10 protein-coding genes are annotated in these 14,794 nt (G+C 70.8%); 7 read left to right on the plus strand and 3 right to left on the minus strand.

What is annotated here, in order from left to right:
- Positions 1–5: 5 nt before the first annotated feature.
- Positions 6–1,226 carry a glycoside hydrolase family 3 N-terminal domain-containing protein gene (locus tag ABZ195_RS17580; protein WP_355219928.1) on the minus strand — a complete coding sequence of 407 codons (1,221 nt, stop codon included), beginning with the start codon at positions 1,224–1,226 and terminating at the stop codon, positions 6–8.
- 35 nt (positions 1,227–1,261) lie between these two features.
- Here ABZ195_RS17580 and ABZ195_RS17585 point away from each other — a divergent pair, with 35 nt between their 5' ends.
- From ABZ195_RS17585 to ABZ195_RS17605, 5 genes are read left to right on the plus strand one after another with little or no spacing between them, the layout of a single operon-like run.
- The gene (locus tag ABZ195_RS17585) at positions 1,262–2,752 is read left to right on the plus strand and encodes a serine/threonine-protein kinase (protein ID WP_355219930.1); all 1,491 of its coding nucleotides are present in this window, start codon (positions 1,262–1,264) and stop codon (positions 2,750–2,752) included.
- A gap of 39 nt (positions 2,753–2,791) precedes the next feature.
- Positions 2,792–2,965 carry a DUF2613 domain-containing protein gene (locus ABZ195_RS17590; RefSeq protein ID WP_140698126.1) on the plus strand — a complete coding sequence of 58 codons (174 nt, stop codon included), beginning with the start codon at positions 2,792–2,794 and terminating at the stop codon, positions 2,963–2,965.
- Positions 2,966–2,969: 4 nt separating this feature from the next.
- Complete coding sequence (locus ABZ195_RS17595; RefSeq protein ID WP_355220326.1) at positions 2,970–7,190, plus strand: DUF3367 domain-containing protein; 4,221 nt, start codon at positions 2,970–2,972, stop codon at positions 7,188–7,190.
- Complete coding sequence (locus ABZ195_RS17600) at positions 7,191–8,168, plus strand: phosphotriesterase-related protein (protein WP_355219932.1); 978 nt, start codon at positions 7,191–7,193, stop codon at positions 8,166–8,168.
- A 2-nt stretch (positions 8,169–8,170) separates the two neighbouring features.
- On the plus strand, positions 8,171–9,649 hold the full coding sequence (locus ABZ195_RS17605; protein WP_355219934.1) for an AMP-binding protein: 1,479 nt from the start codon (positions 8,171–8,173) through the stop codon (positions 9,647–9,649).
- A gap of 123 nt (positions 9,650–9,772) precedes the next feature.
- Here ABZ195_RS17605 and ABZ195_RS17610 read toward each other — a convergent pair whose 3' ends face one another.
- Complete coding sequence (locus tag ABZ195_RS17610; protein WP_355219936.1) at positions 9,773–10,348, minus strand: nitrilase-related carbon-nitrogen hydrolase; 576 nt, start codon at positions 10,346–10,348, stop codon at positions 9,773–9,775.
- A 224-nt stretch (positions 10,349–10,572) separates the two neighbouring features.
- Positions 10,573–11,682 carry an acyltransferase gene (locus tag ABZ195_RS17615; protein ID WP_355220328.1) on the minus strand — a complete coding sequence of 370 codons (1,110 nt, stop codon included), beginning with the start codon at positions 11,680–11,682 and terminating at the stop codon, positions 10,573–10,575.
- Between the two features lie 239 nt (positions 11,683–11,921).
- Here ABZ195_RS17615 and ABZ195_RS17620 point away from each other — a divergent pair, with 239 nt between their 5' ends.
- Together ABZ195_RS17620 and ABZ195_RS17625 are read left to right on the plus strand one after the other, a co-directional pair.
- Positions 11,922–13,127 carry a DUF3068 domain-containing protein gene (locus tag ABZ195_RS17620; RefSeq protein ID WP_355219938.1) on the plus strand — a complete coding sequence of 402 codons (1,206 nt, stop codon included), beginning with the start codon at positions 11,922–11,924 and terminating at the stop codon, positions 13,125–13,127.
- A 20-nt stretch (positions 13,128–13,147) separates the two neighbouring features.
- Complete coding sequence (locus ABZ195_RS17625; protein ID WP_355219939.1) at positions 13,148–14,794, plus strand: hypothetical protein; 1,647 nt, start codon at positions 13,148–13,150, stop codon at positions 14,792–14,794.

Below are 14,794 nucleotides of genomic sequence, written 5' to 3' on the forward strand. Positions count from 1 at the left end.
GGCGTTCAGCCTCCGCAGCGTGGACTCTTGCCCTTGAGCGCGGCGATGCGCAGCACCGAGGCGTCGACGTTCTTCGGGTCCAACTGGCCGTCGGAGACCGCGGCCTCGAGCGCGTCGAGGACCCCGGGAACCTCGTCGGTGGTGATCCACAAGGCGATGTCGGCGCCGGACTGCAACGCCTTGAGGGCAGCCTGCGCGACGGTGTAGCGCTGGTTGATGGCCCCCATGCTGGAGATGTCGTCGGTGAACACCACGCCGTTGAACGGCAGCCCGCCGTACCCGCCGGTGCGCAGCAGCGAATACGCCGCGGGGCTCAGGCTGGCCGGGTCGGTGCCGGTCAGCCCCGGCACCTGCATGTGCCCGACCATCACCGCGGTGCCGGGCACCTGCGCCAGTTCGCGATAGGGCACCAGGTCGTCGTTCATCAGATCCGACAGCGGCGGGGTGACGACGCCGCCCTCGTGGGAATCGCCGGAGGCGTGCCCGTGACCGGGGAAGTGCTTGAGCACCGGGGTGACGCCCGCGTCGAGCAGCCCACGCGCATAGGCGCCGGCGTACTCCGTGACCTTCTGCGGGTCGGCGCTGAAGGAACGGTCACCGATCACGGTGTCGTCGTCTTGGTCGGAGACGTCGGCGTCGGGGGCGAAGTCGACCGTGATGCCCAGCCCCTTCATCGCCTTGCCCCGGGTCAGCGCGATGTCGTGCACTTCCTGGGGTGAGACGGTCCGGCCCAGAACGCGCGCCGACTCCTGCACCCCGATCAGGCTCTTGAGGCGCGAGACCCGGCCGCCCTCCTCATCGGTACTGACCGCCAGCGGCAACGCGCCCGCCGACGCGGCGATCTCCTTGAGCGGATCGCCGAGCATCGTCAGGTCGGTCCAGCTGCCGATCATGATGCCGCCGACGTGCTCCTTGGCGACCACCGCGCGCGCGTCGTCGGCACCGGTGACGCCGACCATCAGCATCTGAGCCAGTTTGTCGCGGGTGGACATGGCGGCCAGCAGGGCGTCGCCGTCGCCGCAGACGGGTGCCTCGGCGGCGGGCAGCTGGGTGGGGCTCGAGCTCGGCGCCGACGACGGGGCGGCGGCAGTGTTGCGGTGTCGGACGACGTACACGCAGGCCACGACGACGACGACGATGACGAGCACCGCGAGGACGATCGACACGACCATCTTCCGTTGGCTGGAAACCTTCGAGTCATCTCCTGCGGCAGGGCCCAACGGCATGGGGCGAATCGTAGCGGCTGGGTAATCTGCGGAGCATGCCGCTGCGATCGGGGGACGTGTTCGCGGGTTACACCGTGGTGCGTCTGCTCGGCGAGGGCGCCAGTGGCGCGGTGTACCTCACCGCGCACCCGCGAACGCTGCGCCAGGACGCGCTGCGGGTGCTGCCGGCCGCCGCGTCGGCCGATCCGGACTTCCGGGTGCGCTTCCACCGCCGCGCCGAGCTGGCCGCCACGCTGTGGCATCCGCACGTCGTCGGAGTGCACGCGCACGGCGAATTCCAGGGGCAGCTGTGGGAGTCGACGGACTTCGTCGACGGCACCGACGCCGCGGCGTTGATGCGCGACCGCTACGACACCGGGATGCCCGCCGACCTGGTCCTCGACGTCGTGACCGCGATCGCCGACGCACTCGACCACGCCCACGCCCGGCGCCTGACCCACGGCGACGTCACCGCGGCCAGCGTCCTGCTGACCAACGAGCGGCGCCGGCGCGCGTCGCTGACCGACTTCGGCGTGCCCCGGGGCGACGACGACCCCAGGACCGACCAGTACGGCCTCGCCGCCACCGCGCGGCACCTGCTCAGCGGCGTACCACCGGGGCCGCAGGTGCGACCGCTGGGTGAGACTCGGCAGGACCTGGCCGCGTTCGACCCGGCGTTGCTGCGGGCGCTGGCCGACGATCCGCGGCAGCGCTTCGACGCGTGTCTGGACTTCGCGGCCGCACTGCGCGACGCCGCGACCGCTGCCACGCAGGCCCAACCGATCGCCGATCCCGCCGCCCATGCCCCGACCGAGCACCTGGCCAACCCGACCACCGGTTCGGGGATGCCCGCGGTCTTCGTCGCCGCATGGTCGGCCGAGGAACCCGATCCGCTCGCCGAGTTCGGCCCCGACGTCGACCCCGAGTTCGCGCCGACGATGGCCGCCGGCCAACTGACGGCCCCGCCCTACTCCCCGGAGCCGTACCCGCCCGAGCCGCCCTACGAGTCCGATCGTGAACCGCCTGCCTCGACCCACGGCCGGATCTGGGCGTTCGCCGGTGTGGCCACGCTGCTGGCGCTGATCGTCGTACTGGTGGTGGTCGTCGTCAGGGGAGGTGGCGACGACTCCGCCCCCAGCGCCGCCACGTCGTCGTCGAGCGGCGCGGAGCCGTCCACCTCCGCCGACACCGCCCCGACCACCGGTGTCGGCGGCCGACCCCGGCCCGCCGAGATCCGCGGCGTCGACCCGACCGGCGAGGACTGCGAGGGCGGCTTTCAGATCACCGGTCAGGCCGGCTGGGCCAGCCAGGGCGTCCGGGGCAGCCCCGCCGCGACCTGCGCCTTCGTCGGCAACGTCCTCAAGGCGTACTGGGACGCGGCGGACCCCAGCCGGGACGCCCGGTCCGTCGTGGTCGACGGGGCCATCCCCTGCGGAGACGGCGCCGCATGCGTGGGCGAGAAGTTCCTCGTCACGTGCGCGGCAGAGGGCTCGGACGCGTGGATCACCTGCCGCGGTGGCCGCGACGCCGTCGTGATCCTGTACTAGGCGTCTCGTCGCCGTCGCGACGAGTGCTACCTTGGCCGGGTGGATCGGTTCGTCTTGCCCGCTGCGGCCAGCATCGTCGTCGGGCTGTTGCTGGGTGCGGCCGCCATCTTCGGTGTGACGCTGATGGTCCAGCAGGACACCAAGCCGCCGCTGCAGGCCGGCGATCCCGGATCCTCCGTCCTCAACAGGGTCGAGTACGGCGACCGGACCTAGTTCCCTGCCCGCCGCACGTCCTGGTGAACCCCTCAGCCGTCGCTGGCTGTGGCTCGTCGCAGCCCTCTCCCTCGCGCTCACCCTCGCCCAGGCTCCCGGCCGCACGTCCCCGGACACCAAGCTCGACCTGACGGCCAACCCGCTGCGGTTCCTGGCCAGGGCCGCGAACCTGTGGAACAGCGACCTTCCCTTCGGCCAGGCCCAGAATCAGGCCTACGGCTACCTCTTTCCCCACGGGGCGTTCTTCCTCGCCGGTGACCTGCTGGGGTTGCCCGGCTGGGTGACCCAGCGACTGTGGTGGGCGCTGCTGCTGACGGTCGGCTTCTGGGGCGTCTTGCGGCTGGCCGAGACCCTCGGCATCGGCAGCCGCAGCTCGCGGGTCGTCGCCGCGGTGGCGTTCGCCCTGTCGCCACGGGTGCTGACGACGCTCGGAGCGATCTCGTCGGAGACGCTGCCGATGATGCTGGCGCCGTGGGTGCTGCTGCCGGTGGTGCTGGCGATGCGGGGTGACCAGAAGTCGGTGCGCGTCCTGGCGGCCCGCTCGGCGCTGGCCGTCGCCCTGATGGGTGCGGTCAACGCGGTGGCGACGCTGACGGCCTGTCTGGCGGCGCTGATCTGGTGGGCGTCGCACCGCCCGAACCGCCTGTGGTGGCGCTTCACCGGGTGGTGGGTGCTCTGCGGTGCCCTCGCGGTGACGTGGTGGGTGGTCGCACTGCTCATGCTCGGCCGGATCAGCCCGCCGTTCCTCGACTTCATCGAATCCTCCGGTGTGACGACGCAGTGGCTGTCGCTGGTGGAGGTGCTGCGGGGTACCTACAGCTGGACGCCGTTCGTCGCGCCGAACGCGACCGCAGGGGCCTCACTGGTCACCGGGTCCCTCGCCGTGCTGGCGACCACGCTGGTGGCTGCGGCCGGTCTGGCCGGCCTCGCACTGCGGTCGATGCCCGCCCGCGGCAGACTGATCGCGATCCTGCTCGCCGGGGTGTCACTGCTGGCGGTCGCCTACTCGGGTGGCCTCGGCAGCCCGTTCGCCCACTACGTCCAGACGTTCCTGGACGCCGACGGCACGCCACTTCGCAACGTGCACAAGCTGGAACCGTTGATCCGGCTGCCGTTGGTGCTCGGCGTCGCGCACCTGCTGGCCCGGGTGCCGCTGCCCGGCAGTGTTGCCCGGCCGGTCTGGCTGCAGGCGCTCGCGCACCCCGAACGCGACAAGCGGGTCGCCGTCGGCGCCGTCGTCCTGGTCGCGCTGACGGTGGCCACCTCCTTGGCGTGGACCGGACGACTGACCCCACCCGGCACCTTCACCGCCATCCCTCGGTACTGGCACGACGCCGCGGACTGGCTCGACGAGCACGACGGTCCCGTCCCCGGCCGGGTGCTGGTGGTTCCCGGCGCACCGTTCGCCACCCAGACGTGGGGCAACAGCCACGACGAACCGCTGCAGGTGCTCGGCGACCGCCCCTGGGGCGTCCGGGATTCGATTCCGCTGACGCCGCCGGAGACCATCCGTGCGCTGGACTCCGTGCAGCGTCTCTTCGCCGCCGGCCGGCCGTCACCCGGACTCGCCGACACCCTCGTCCGCCAGGGCATCTCGTATCTGGTGGTGCGCAACGACCTCGACCCGGAGACGTCGCGGTCGGCCCGCCCGCTGCTGGTGCACCGCGTCGTCGACGAGTCCCCCGGGTTGACGAAGGTCGCCCAGTTCGGCGATCCCGTCGGACCCGGCACGTTGAAGGGGTTCGTCACCGACAGCGGGCTGCGGCCCGCGTATCCACCGGTGGAGATCTACCACGTGGAGGGCGCGAAGCCGTTGCGTCCGTATGTGTCCGACGTCGACGCGATGGCCCGCGTGGACGGCGGGCCGGAAGCCCTGCTTCGCATCGACGAACGGAGGCGGTTGCTGGGCCAGCCTCCGCTGGGGCCGATGCTGCTGACCTCCGACGCCCTCGCAGCCGGGCTGCCTGCGCCCGTCGTGACCGTCACCGACAGTCCCGTCGCCCGCGAGACCGACTACGGCCGCGTCGACGATCACTCGTCGGCCGTTCGCGCGCAGGGAGATTCACGTAACACCTTCAACCGCGTGATGGACTATCCCGCCGGTGGCGCCGGCATCGTCTACGGCCGTTGGCCGGGTGGCAGGATCACCGTGTCGAGTTCGGCAGCGGACTCCACGGCGCTGCCGAACGTGGCTCCCGCGGCGAGTGCCGCCGCCGCCGTGGACGCGGACCCGGCCACCAGCTGGGTGTCGAACTCGCTGCAGTCGGCGGTCGGCCAATGGCTTCAGGTCGACTTCGACCGCCCCATCACCAACGCGGCCATCAGCATCACCCCCAGCGCGACCGCCGTCGGGGCCCAGGTCCGCCGCATCGAGGTCTCGACCGCGACCGGCACCAGCACCCTGCGCTTCGACCGGGCCGGCAAACCACTCACCGCGGCGCTGCCGCTGGGCGAGACGCCGTGGGTGCGGTTCACCGCCGTGGCCACCGACGACGGTTCGGCCGGAGTCCAATTCGGCATCACCGACTTCACCATCACCCAGTACGACGCCTCGGGTTTCGCGCAACCGGTCAGCCTGCGCCACACCGTCGACGTGCCGGCCCCGCCGCCGGGTTCGGCAGTCGCGCAATGGGATCTGGGTTCCGAGCTACTCGGGCGGCCCGGCTGCGCGGACGGCCCCGACGGGGTGCGGTGCGCGGCGACCATGGCACAGTCCCCCGAGGAGCCGGTCAACCTCAGCCGCACGCTGTCGGTGCCCACCGCGACCACCCTGACGCCGACGGTGTGGGTGCGCGCCCGGCAGGGGCCCAACCTCGCCGACCTGATCGCCCAACCGAACACCGCCCGCACCCTCGGCGACGCCGACGTCATCGACGTGCTCGGCTCGGCATACGCGGCCGGTGACGGGGATCCGCGGACGTCGTGGACCGCCCCGCAGAACATCGTGCAGCAGCGCACCGCGGCCAATCTCACCCTGAAGCTTCCACGCCCGACGGAGGTGGCCGCGCTGCGGCTGACCCCGAGTCCGTCGGAACTGCCCGCCCACCCCACCGTGGTGGCGGTCGACCTCGGCAACGGTCCGCAGGTACGCACACTGAGACCCGATGGTCCGCAGACGATCCGGTTGAGTCCGTTCGTCACCGACACCGCGAAGATCTCGATCCTCGACTGGGACGACGTGATCGACCGCACCGCACTGGGCTTCGATCAGGTGAAGCCCCCGGGACTGGCCGAGGTCACCGCACTCGACGGCCGCGGCGCCCCGATCGCCGCCCCCGACCCGGGCCGCAACCGCGCCCGCACGATCGCCTTGCCCTGCGGCAAGGGCCCGATCATCGGCATCGCGGGACAGTTCGTCCAGACGTCGGTGACCACCACCGTCGGCGCACTGCTCGACGGCGCGCCCGTCGCCGCCAGGCCCTGCGGCACGCCCACCGTCGACGTGCCCGCCGGACAGCAGGAACTGGTGATCAGCCCTGGACCTGCCTTCGTCGCCGACGGCGTTCAGCTGGCCGGGCCGTTGGCCGCCACATTGCCAAGTGCCGCAACGAGTCCCGTCGATACCACCCAGTGGGCACCCGACCACCGGCAGGTCGACGTCGCCGCGTCAGGCAGTCGACGCCTCCTGGTGATACCGGAGAGCGTCAACCCCGGCTGGTCGGCACGTTCGGCCGACGGCGCGGCGCTGACGGCCGTCACGGTCAACGGCTGGCAGCAGGGTTGGGTGCTGCCCGCGGACACCTCGGGCCTGGTGACGCTGGACTTCGGATCCAACTCGACCTACCGCATCGGCCTGATCGGCGGGCTGGCGCTGCTGCCCGTGCTGCTGCTGCTGGCGTTCCTGCCCGCGCGCCGGACCCGCGAGCCCGACGACGGTGCTCGCACCTGGCAGCCCGGTCGTCTCGGCGCAGGCGCAGCGGTTCTCGCCGTCGGTTACCTGGTGAGCGGCGTCGCCGGACTCGTGGTGCTGGGCGCCGCGATCGGACTTCGGCACCTGCTCCAGGCCCGGCCCCACCTCTCGGACCGGCTGACACTCGGCCTCGCCGCCGGCGGCCTGACCCTCGCGGGCGCGGTGCTCAGCAGGTATCCGTGGCGATCGGTGGACGGTTACATCGGCCACGCCTGGGGCGTCCAACTGCTGGCCCTGATCTCGGTGGCCGCGTTGGCGGCATCGGTGGTCCCCATTTCACCGACGCGACGCGAGAACGTCCCTACCATCGACTGAGTGTCAGTCCTCAACACCGCCCGCGGAGCCGTCGACGTCTCGGACCTGGGCGTCACGCTCATGCACGAGCACGTCTTCATCATGACCACCGAGATCATGGAGAACTACCCGGAGAGCTGGGGTGACGGCGCCAAGCGGGAGGCCGACGCCATCGTCCGGCTCAACGAGCTCAAGTCCCGCGGCGTCGACACCATCGTCGACCTGACGGTGGTGGGGCTGGGCCGCTACATCCCCCGCATCGCGCGCATCGCCGCGGCGACCGAACTCAACATCGTCGTCGCCACCGGCCTCTACACCTACAACGACGTCCCGATGTACTTCCACTACCTCGGGCCGGGCGCAGTGCTCGGCGGACCCGAGCCGATGGTCGACATGTTCGTCCGCGACATCGAGCACGGCATTGCCGACACCGGTGTCAAGGCCTCGATCCTGAAGTGCGCCACCGACGAACCGGGTGTCACACCCGGTGTCGAGCGTGTACTGCGCGCCGTCGCCCAGGCTCACCGCCAGACCGGCGTGCCCATCTCGACGCACACGCATGCGGCCACCCGACGCGGTCTGGAGCAGCAGCGCATCTTCGCCGAGGAGGGCGTCGACCTCAGCCGCGTCGTCATCGGCCATAGCGGGGACACCACCGACATCGGCTACCTCGAGGAGCTCATCGCCGAGGGGTCCTACCTCGGCATGGACCGGTTCGGAGTCGACGCCTTCCTCGGTTTCGAGGATCGCGTGAACACCGTCGCAACGATGTGCGAGCGAGGCCACGCCGATCGAATGGTGTTGTCGCACGACGCCTCCTGCTACTTCGACGCCCTGCCCGAGGAGACTCTTCCGGTGGCGCTGCCGAACTGGCACTACCTGCACATCCACGACGACGTGCTGCCCGCGCTGCGGCAGCGGGGCGTCACCGAGGAACAACTCACCACCATGCTGGTCGACAACCCGCGTCGGATCTTCTCGACCCGGGGCGGCTACTGACCGTGGTCACCGGGTTCGCGCCGATCAGCACGCAGGTCTCGGCACTGGCCGCTGCCGACCCCGGCGCACCGGCGGTCACCTGCGAGGGCCGGACGCTGACCCGCGCCGAACTCGACGCCTCGACGAATCAGCTGGCCCGCGCCTATGCCGAAATCGGCGTCGGTGTCGGCGATTACGTGACGATCGCGATGCCCAACTCGATCGGGTGGGTCGAGTCGGTTCTCGCGTGCTGGAAGCTGGGCGCCGTCCCGCAGCCGCTGTCCGCGAGGCTGCCCGACGCCGAGTTCACCGCGATCCTGGACCTGGTGCCGCGGGCGCTCGTGGTGGGCCGCCCCGATCCGCGCGGCGTCGCGCCGAGCGTGCCCGCCGACTTCGTACCCGACCCCGGTCTGTCCGATGATCCAGTGCCCGAGGCGGTCTCGCCGATCTGGAAGTCGATGACCTCCGGTGGCAGCACCGGACGGCCGAAGCTCATCGAGGCGGGTGGGGACAGCCGGTTGCCCGCGGCCATCGGCGACCCCCTCGGCATGGTGCCCGGTGACGTCAACCTGGTGTCGGTGCCGCTGCACCACAACACCGGATTCACCACGGCGACGGCCGGTTTGCTCCTCGGACACCACCTCGTGGTGATGACGCACTTCGAGCCGCACGACTTCCTGCGTCTGGTCGGCGAGCACCGCGTGACGTACCTGGCCACCGTGCCGACGATCATGCAGCGTCTGTTACCGGTCTACCGCGCCGACCCCGACGCCTACGACCTGTCCTCGATTCGCCGGTTCTGGCATCTGGCCGCGCCGTGCCCGCCAGTGGTCAAGCAGGCGTGGATCGACCTCCTTGGACCGGACGTGGTGTGGGAGCTGTACGGCGGCACCGAATTACAGGCGCTGACGTTCGTCTCGGGGTCGCAGTGGCTGCGTCACCCCGGAACGGTGGGGACCGTCGTGGCCGGTGAGATGAAGGTGCTCGGCGACGACGGCGACGAGTGCCCGCCCGGGGTGGTCGGCGAGCTCTACATGCGGCCCTCGCCCGGTAGTTCGCCGACCTACCGGTACGTCGGGTCGACGGCCACGAGCCGAGACGGCTGGGATTCGCTCGGCGATCTGGGGTACTACGTCGACGACGGCGACGAGCGGTTCTTCTTCCTCTCCGACCGGCGCGTGGACATGTTCACCGTGGGCGGCCGCAACGTGTATCCGGCCGAGATCGAGGCGGCCCTGGCCGAACATCCCGACGTGTCATCCTGTTTGGCGGTCGGCGTTCCCGACGACGATCTGGGGCAGGTGCCCTACGCGCTGGTGCAGGCCACCACCGAGCTGAGTGTGGACGGGGTGCGCGCGTTCCTGGCCGAGCGGCTGGCGTCCTACAAGGTGCCGCGCACCGTCGAGTTCGTCGACCGGCCTTTGCGCGACGACGCGGGCAAGGCGCGCCGGTCGGCAGTCCGCGACGAGATCCTCTCGCGGTGGGCCGCGCACTCGGGCTAGCGGAGGTCGTGTTCAGTCCGTGAAGGTTGCCAGCGTCTGCCGGCGGCGGTCGACGACCAGCCGTGTCACGTCGGGTCGGCCGTAATGCCCAGCGGGATCGAAATTCTGCCGCTCGCGCCGAACCTAACCGTGATCGAGTGTGGCGACGGTGAGGCCTTCCGCCGAGTCGATCGGTTCGACGACCCAGGTCCCATCGGGCGCGGCGATACACGTTCCACCGGTGCTGATTTGCTCGTCGCTCGCCTTCTTCATGATCTCCGCCCCCGGCATGCCGTCCGGAATGTCGTCACGGCGGAGCAGGCCTGACACCGAGATCACGTAGGAGCGCGACTCGAGTGCGATGAAGCGGGTGATGTCCGCGGTGTCGGAGAGGTCGCCGGGCCACAGCGCCACGTGAAGATCTTCGCCTTGGGCGTACAGCGCCGTTCGCGACAACGGCATCCAATTCTCCCAGCAGTTGAGCGTGCCGAAGGTGAAGGGTCCGAACTGGTGCGTGACCAGTCCGTGCCCGTCGCCGTTGGCCCAACTAAGGCGCTCTTCGTAGGTGGGCGTCAGCTTTCGATGCACGGAGGCGACTCCGCCAAGCGCATCGACGGTCAGTGGAGGCCCGACGAATTCGCAGTTCGTCGGCGGTGTGATGGACGTGCAAGGGCGGCGAGGCACCACTAAAACCAAACCCTCGGTGTTCCCGTCGATCATCGTGCGTCCTGTGCTCGACGCGTGTGCCGAGCCATGCTGTCCGGTCTCACCATTCGCCCTTCGCTCTGCCCATTGCCCGGCCTTCACCGTTCTGACAACGGTCTGTGTCCAGACCGTCGCAGGGCGTTACGGCGCACCGCGCACTCCAATCAGCGCGCGAGCGTGGGTCTCGTGCACGAAATCCGGCGGATTCCCGTGCATGGGCCACACAGTCGGCACTCGGGTTAGCGTGCGACGGCGGGCTCCGGCGCATCGGTGACCGAGCTGTCCAGCGGCGACGCAGACTTCCGCAGTTCCCACCGGCGCAACGCATTTCGGCACGGTGACTCCACCAGTGCGTAGCTCACCGCGGCCAGCGCGAAGCCGATCACCAGGGTCAGCGCCAGCACCACCGGCATGTGCCCGTTGAACGGGAATTCCCCAATCATGGGGAACACCATCGCCAGGGCGGCGAGGTGCCAGACGAACAATCCGTAGGACCAGCGGCCGAGCGTCACCATCGTGGTGCTGCCGAGGATCCGGTGCGGCGTCCCCACGCGGTCGAGCACCAGCGGCGCCAGCAGCGCGCCCGCGACCACCGCACCCATCGACACCTTGATCAGGAACTGGCCCAGCGTGCCCGGCGCCAGGCCCGCCGGCCCGGCCAGCGGGGAGGCCGCCAGACCGAAGGCGGTCAGCGCCACCGCCGCCATCAGGACCCGGCGGCGGGCCAGGCGGTGCGCCCACCCGACCGGGCTGACGGTGAGCTCGGCGATGAGCATGCCCGCGGCGAACCAGGAGAAGAACGCCGGCGGCCACGTCAGTGGGTTCACCCCGAACGGCACGGAGAACGGGATCAATCCCCACCCGAAGCTGGCGAACGCGACGACGAGGATCGCAGGGATCCGCGCCCGCACGGGCAGCCGCCGCGCCAACAGCGCCAGCACCGGCAGGGCCAGGTAGAAGCTGACCTCGACCGACAGACTCCACATCTGCGTCAACCCCGAGGTCAACGTCAGCGGCACGTAGATCTGGGTGAGCGTCAGATTGGCCAGCCAGACGGTCAGGTCGGGATGGGATTCGGGGAACAGCAGCAGAATCAGCACCACGGCGACGAGGTAGCCCGGCATGATGCGCACCAGTCGAGACCGCAGATAGTGCGCCGTCGGCGGGGTGTGCCGCAGGCCGCGTGCCGCCGCGGCGTGACCCCGCCAGAGCAGGAAGCCCGACAGTGCGAAGAACACCGCGACCGCCAGGTCGAAGCGGCCGAGCAGGCGACCCGTGCTCCAGGTGGTGTGTCCGGTCTGGAAGCCGACGTGGGTGATCACCACGCCGATCGCCGCGCAGGCCCGCATTCCCTCGACGGCGGGCAGGAAGCTGCGCGTGCCGGATACGGCATCCGGATCGTCGGCCTCCCGCCCCCGGGGGGAAACCTCGTCTGCCACGCCGCTCACGCCGACCAGTGTGCCCGATGACCTTGCACTCGACACCGGCCTCATCGTGGGCTGTTAGGGTCGAGCAGGTTTGCCTCAACTGCCGTCGGGGCAGGTGGCGGCGTTAGTGGAGTCGTCTCAGGACGAGAAGGAGGCACGGTTTGAACCGCGCTGTAGCGCTGCGCATCGCAGCGTGCGGGCTCATGGGTCTCGGTGCCGCCCTGTTGATCGCAGCTCTGCTGCTGACCACGTACACCAAGGGCAAGATCGCCAAGATTCCGCTCGACATCGACACCACGCTGGTCAGCGACGGCACCGGAACCGTCTTCGACCCCGCGTCGCTGAATGCGCAAAAGTTCGTCGTCGACAAGAACGCGCCCGTGTCCTTTCAGCAGCAGATCAGCGTGGAGTCGCCGTCCAACGCCGACGTCGTGACCCTGCAGGTCGGCAACACCGTGCGCCGCACGGACAAGCAGCAGGACAACGGGTTGCTGCTGGCTCTGGTCGACACCGTGACGCTGGACCGCAAGACCGCCCTGGCGGTGTCGAGTGACACCAATCCCGGCGGTTCGGTTCAAAAGCCGCGCAGCATCGACGACACGCAGCCGCCGACCAACGTCGCCCTGCCGCACGACGGCCTGGCCTACCGGTTCCCGTTCGACACCGAGAAGAAGACCTACCCGTACTTCGATCCGATCGCGCAGAAGGCCTATGACGCCAACTACGACGGCGAAGAGGACGTCAACGGGCTGAACACCTTCCGGTTCACCCAGAACGTCGGCTACGACTCCGAGGGCAAGCTCGTCGAGCCGGTCAAGTACGCCTCGCTGTACGGCGACGACGCCGACAGCGTCGTGTCCGCCCGCGCCGAACTGTGGGGTCTGCCGGGTGATCCCGACGAGCAGATCACGATGACGCGCTACTACGCCGCGCAGCGCACCTTCTGGGTCGACCCGGTGTCGGGCACCATCGTCAAGGCCGAGGAACACGGCTTCCACTACTACGCGCGCGACGCCCTCAAGCCCGAGGTGACGTTCGCCGACTACAAGGTGACCTCGACCGAGGACACCGTCGAGTCGCAGGTCGCCAGTGCCCGCGACGAGGGTGACGTGGTCGCGCTGTGGGGCCGGATCCTTCCGATCACGTTCACCGCGCTCGGCCTGCTGACCCTCATCGGCGGCGCGCTGCTCGGCTGGTTCACGCTGCGCGCACAGTCCGCTCTGATCGATCCCGGTCTGGACGACACCGGCCACGGTTTCTTTGGGCGGCGACCGACCGACACCGGCCCGATGCCTGCGGCCGAGGCGGCGACCGAGAAGATCCCCACCCAACGGCCGTCGGACCTGCCTCCGGACCGACCGGTCTGATCGTTCGCACCCGGTGGTGGGTGCCGGCGTATTCGCTGGCGCTCACCCTCGCGATCACGGCGCCGCTGCTGGCACCGGGTTACCTGCTCCTGCGGGATGCGGTCTCGACCCCCCGGGCCTACCTCACCGACGCGGCCCTCGGTCTGACCGAGGCAGCGCCGCGGGCCCTGCCACAGGACTTCTTCGTGGCGGTGGCCTCCCACGTCGTCGACGGCGGCGTGGTCGTCAAGGTTCTGCTGGTCGCCGGCCTGTGGCTGGCGGGCTGGGGCGCGGCCAGGCTGGCCGAGGTGGTCGTGCCGGACGCCGGGCTGGGCGGCCAGTTCGTGGCCGCCACCCTCGCGGTGTGGAACCCCTACGTCGCCGAGCGGCTGCTGCAGGGCCACTGGAGTCTGCTGGTCGGCTACGGCTGCCTGCCGTGGGTGGCCGCCGCGGTGCTGCGACTGCGAGCCTCCAGCGATGTCAGCGGCTGGCCGGTGCCGTTGGGGATCACGGTCGCGGGGCTGACGCCGACCGGTCTGATGCTGGCGGCCACGGTGGCCCTGGTCGGTTGCGCGGCGTCCGGCGAGGGGCGCTCGCGGCGCTGGTGCGCGGCGGTGTCGCTGGGATCGGCGGTGCTCGGTGCGCTGCCGTGGCTGGTCGCGCCCGCGGTGTCGGGGTCGCTGTCGTCGAGTCAGGCCGCCGGGGTGACCGAGTTCGCGGCCAGGGCCGAGCCTGGTCTGGGCACGTTGGGCAGCCTCGCGGGCCTCGGCGGCATGTGGAACGCCCAGGCAGTTCCCGCGACCAGGATGACCCTGTTCGCGCTGCTCGCCACCGCCGTCCTGCTCGCCGTGGTGGCCGTCGGCGTCCCCGGCGCGGTGCGGCGGCCCGGCGCACGTCCACTGCTGGTGCTGGCTGCCGTGGCGGTGATCGCGCCCGCCCTGATGGCGACGGCTCCCGGATTGGCCGCGGTGGAGGCCGTCGTCCGCACGGTCCCCGGCCTCGGCGTGCTGCGCGACGCACAGAAATGGGTCGCGCTCGCGCTGCCGGGATACGCGGTGGCCGGTGCCGCGGCGGTGGTGACGCTGGCGCGCCGGGTGCCGCGGGGCGCGGCGGCGGCGGTGTGCTGCCTGGCGTTGGTCGCCGTGCTGCCCGATCTGGCGTGGGGCGTCGGCGGCAAGGTGACCGCGGTGCGCTATCCGGCGGGGTGGTCGACGGCGGCCGCGCTGATCAACGCCGACCCACGGCCGGTGGCGGTCTTGCCGCAGATGAGCATGCGGCGCTTCGAGTGGGCCGGTTCGGCACCCGTGCTGGATCCGCTGCCGCGCTGGGTGTCGGCCGAGGTGTCGACCACCGGCGACCTGGTCATCGGTGGTCGGACGGTGCCCGGCGAGGGCACCCGGGCGCGTGAGGTCGAGCGACTGGTGCTGTCTGGGGCGGGTCGCGACGAGTTGGCCGCGGCCGGCGTCGGCTGGGTGGTCGTCGAGGGACCTGAGCCGAGGCTCTCCCTTCCCGTGGCCTACGCCGATGACGACATGGCCGTCTACCGAGTTGGCGGCGACCGACCGTCGGCGCCGTACCGCGGTCTCGTGATCGCCGCGCACCTGGTCTGGCTGGTCGCGTTGCTGACCGCCGCGGCGGGCACGCTCGCGGCGGTGACGCCGCGGCGGCGCAAGAGTGCGGTGTACTAG

The sequence above is a fragment of the Mycobacterium sp. NPDC006124 genome, assembly GCF_040614235.1.
Taxonomy (GTDB): domain Bacteria; phylum Actinomycetota; class Actinomycetes; order Mycobacteriales; family Mycobacteriaceae; genus Mycobacterium.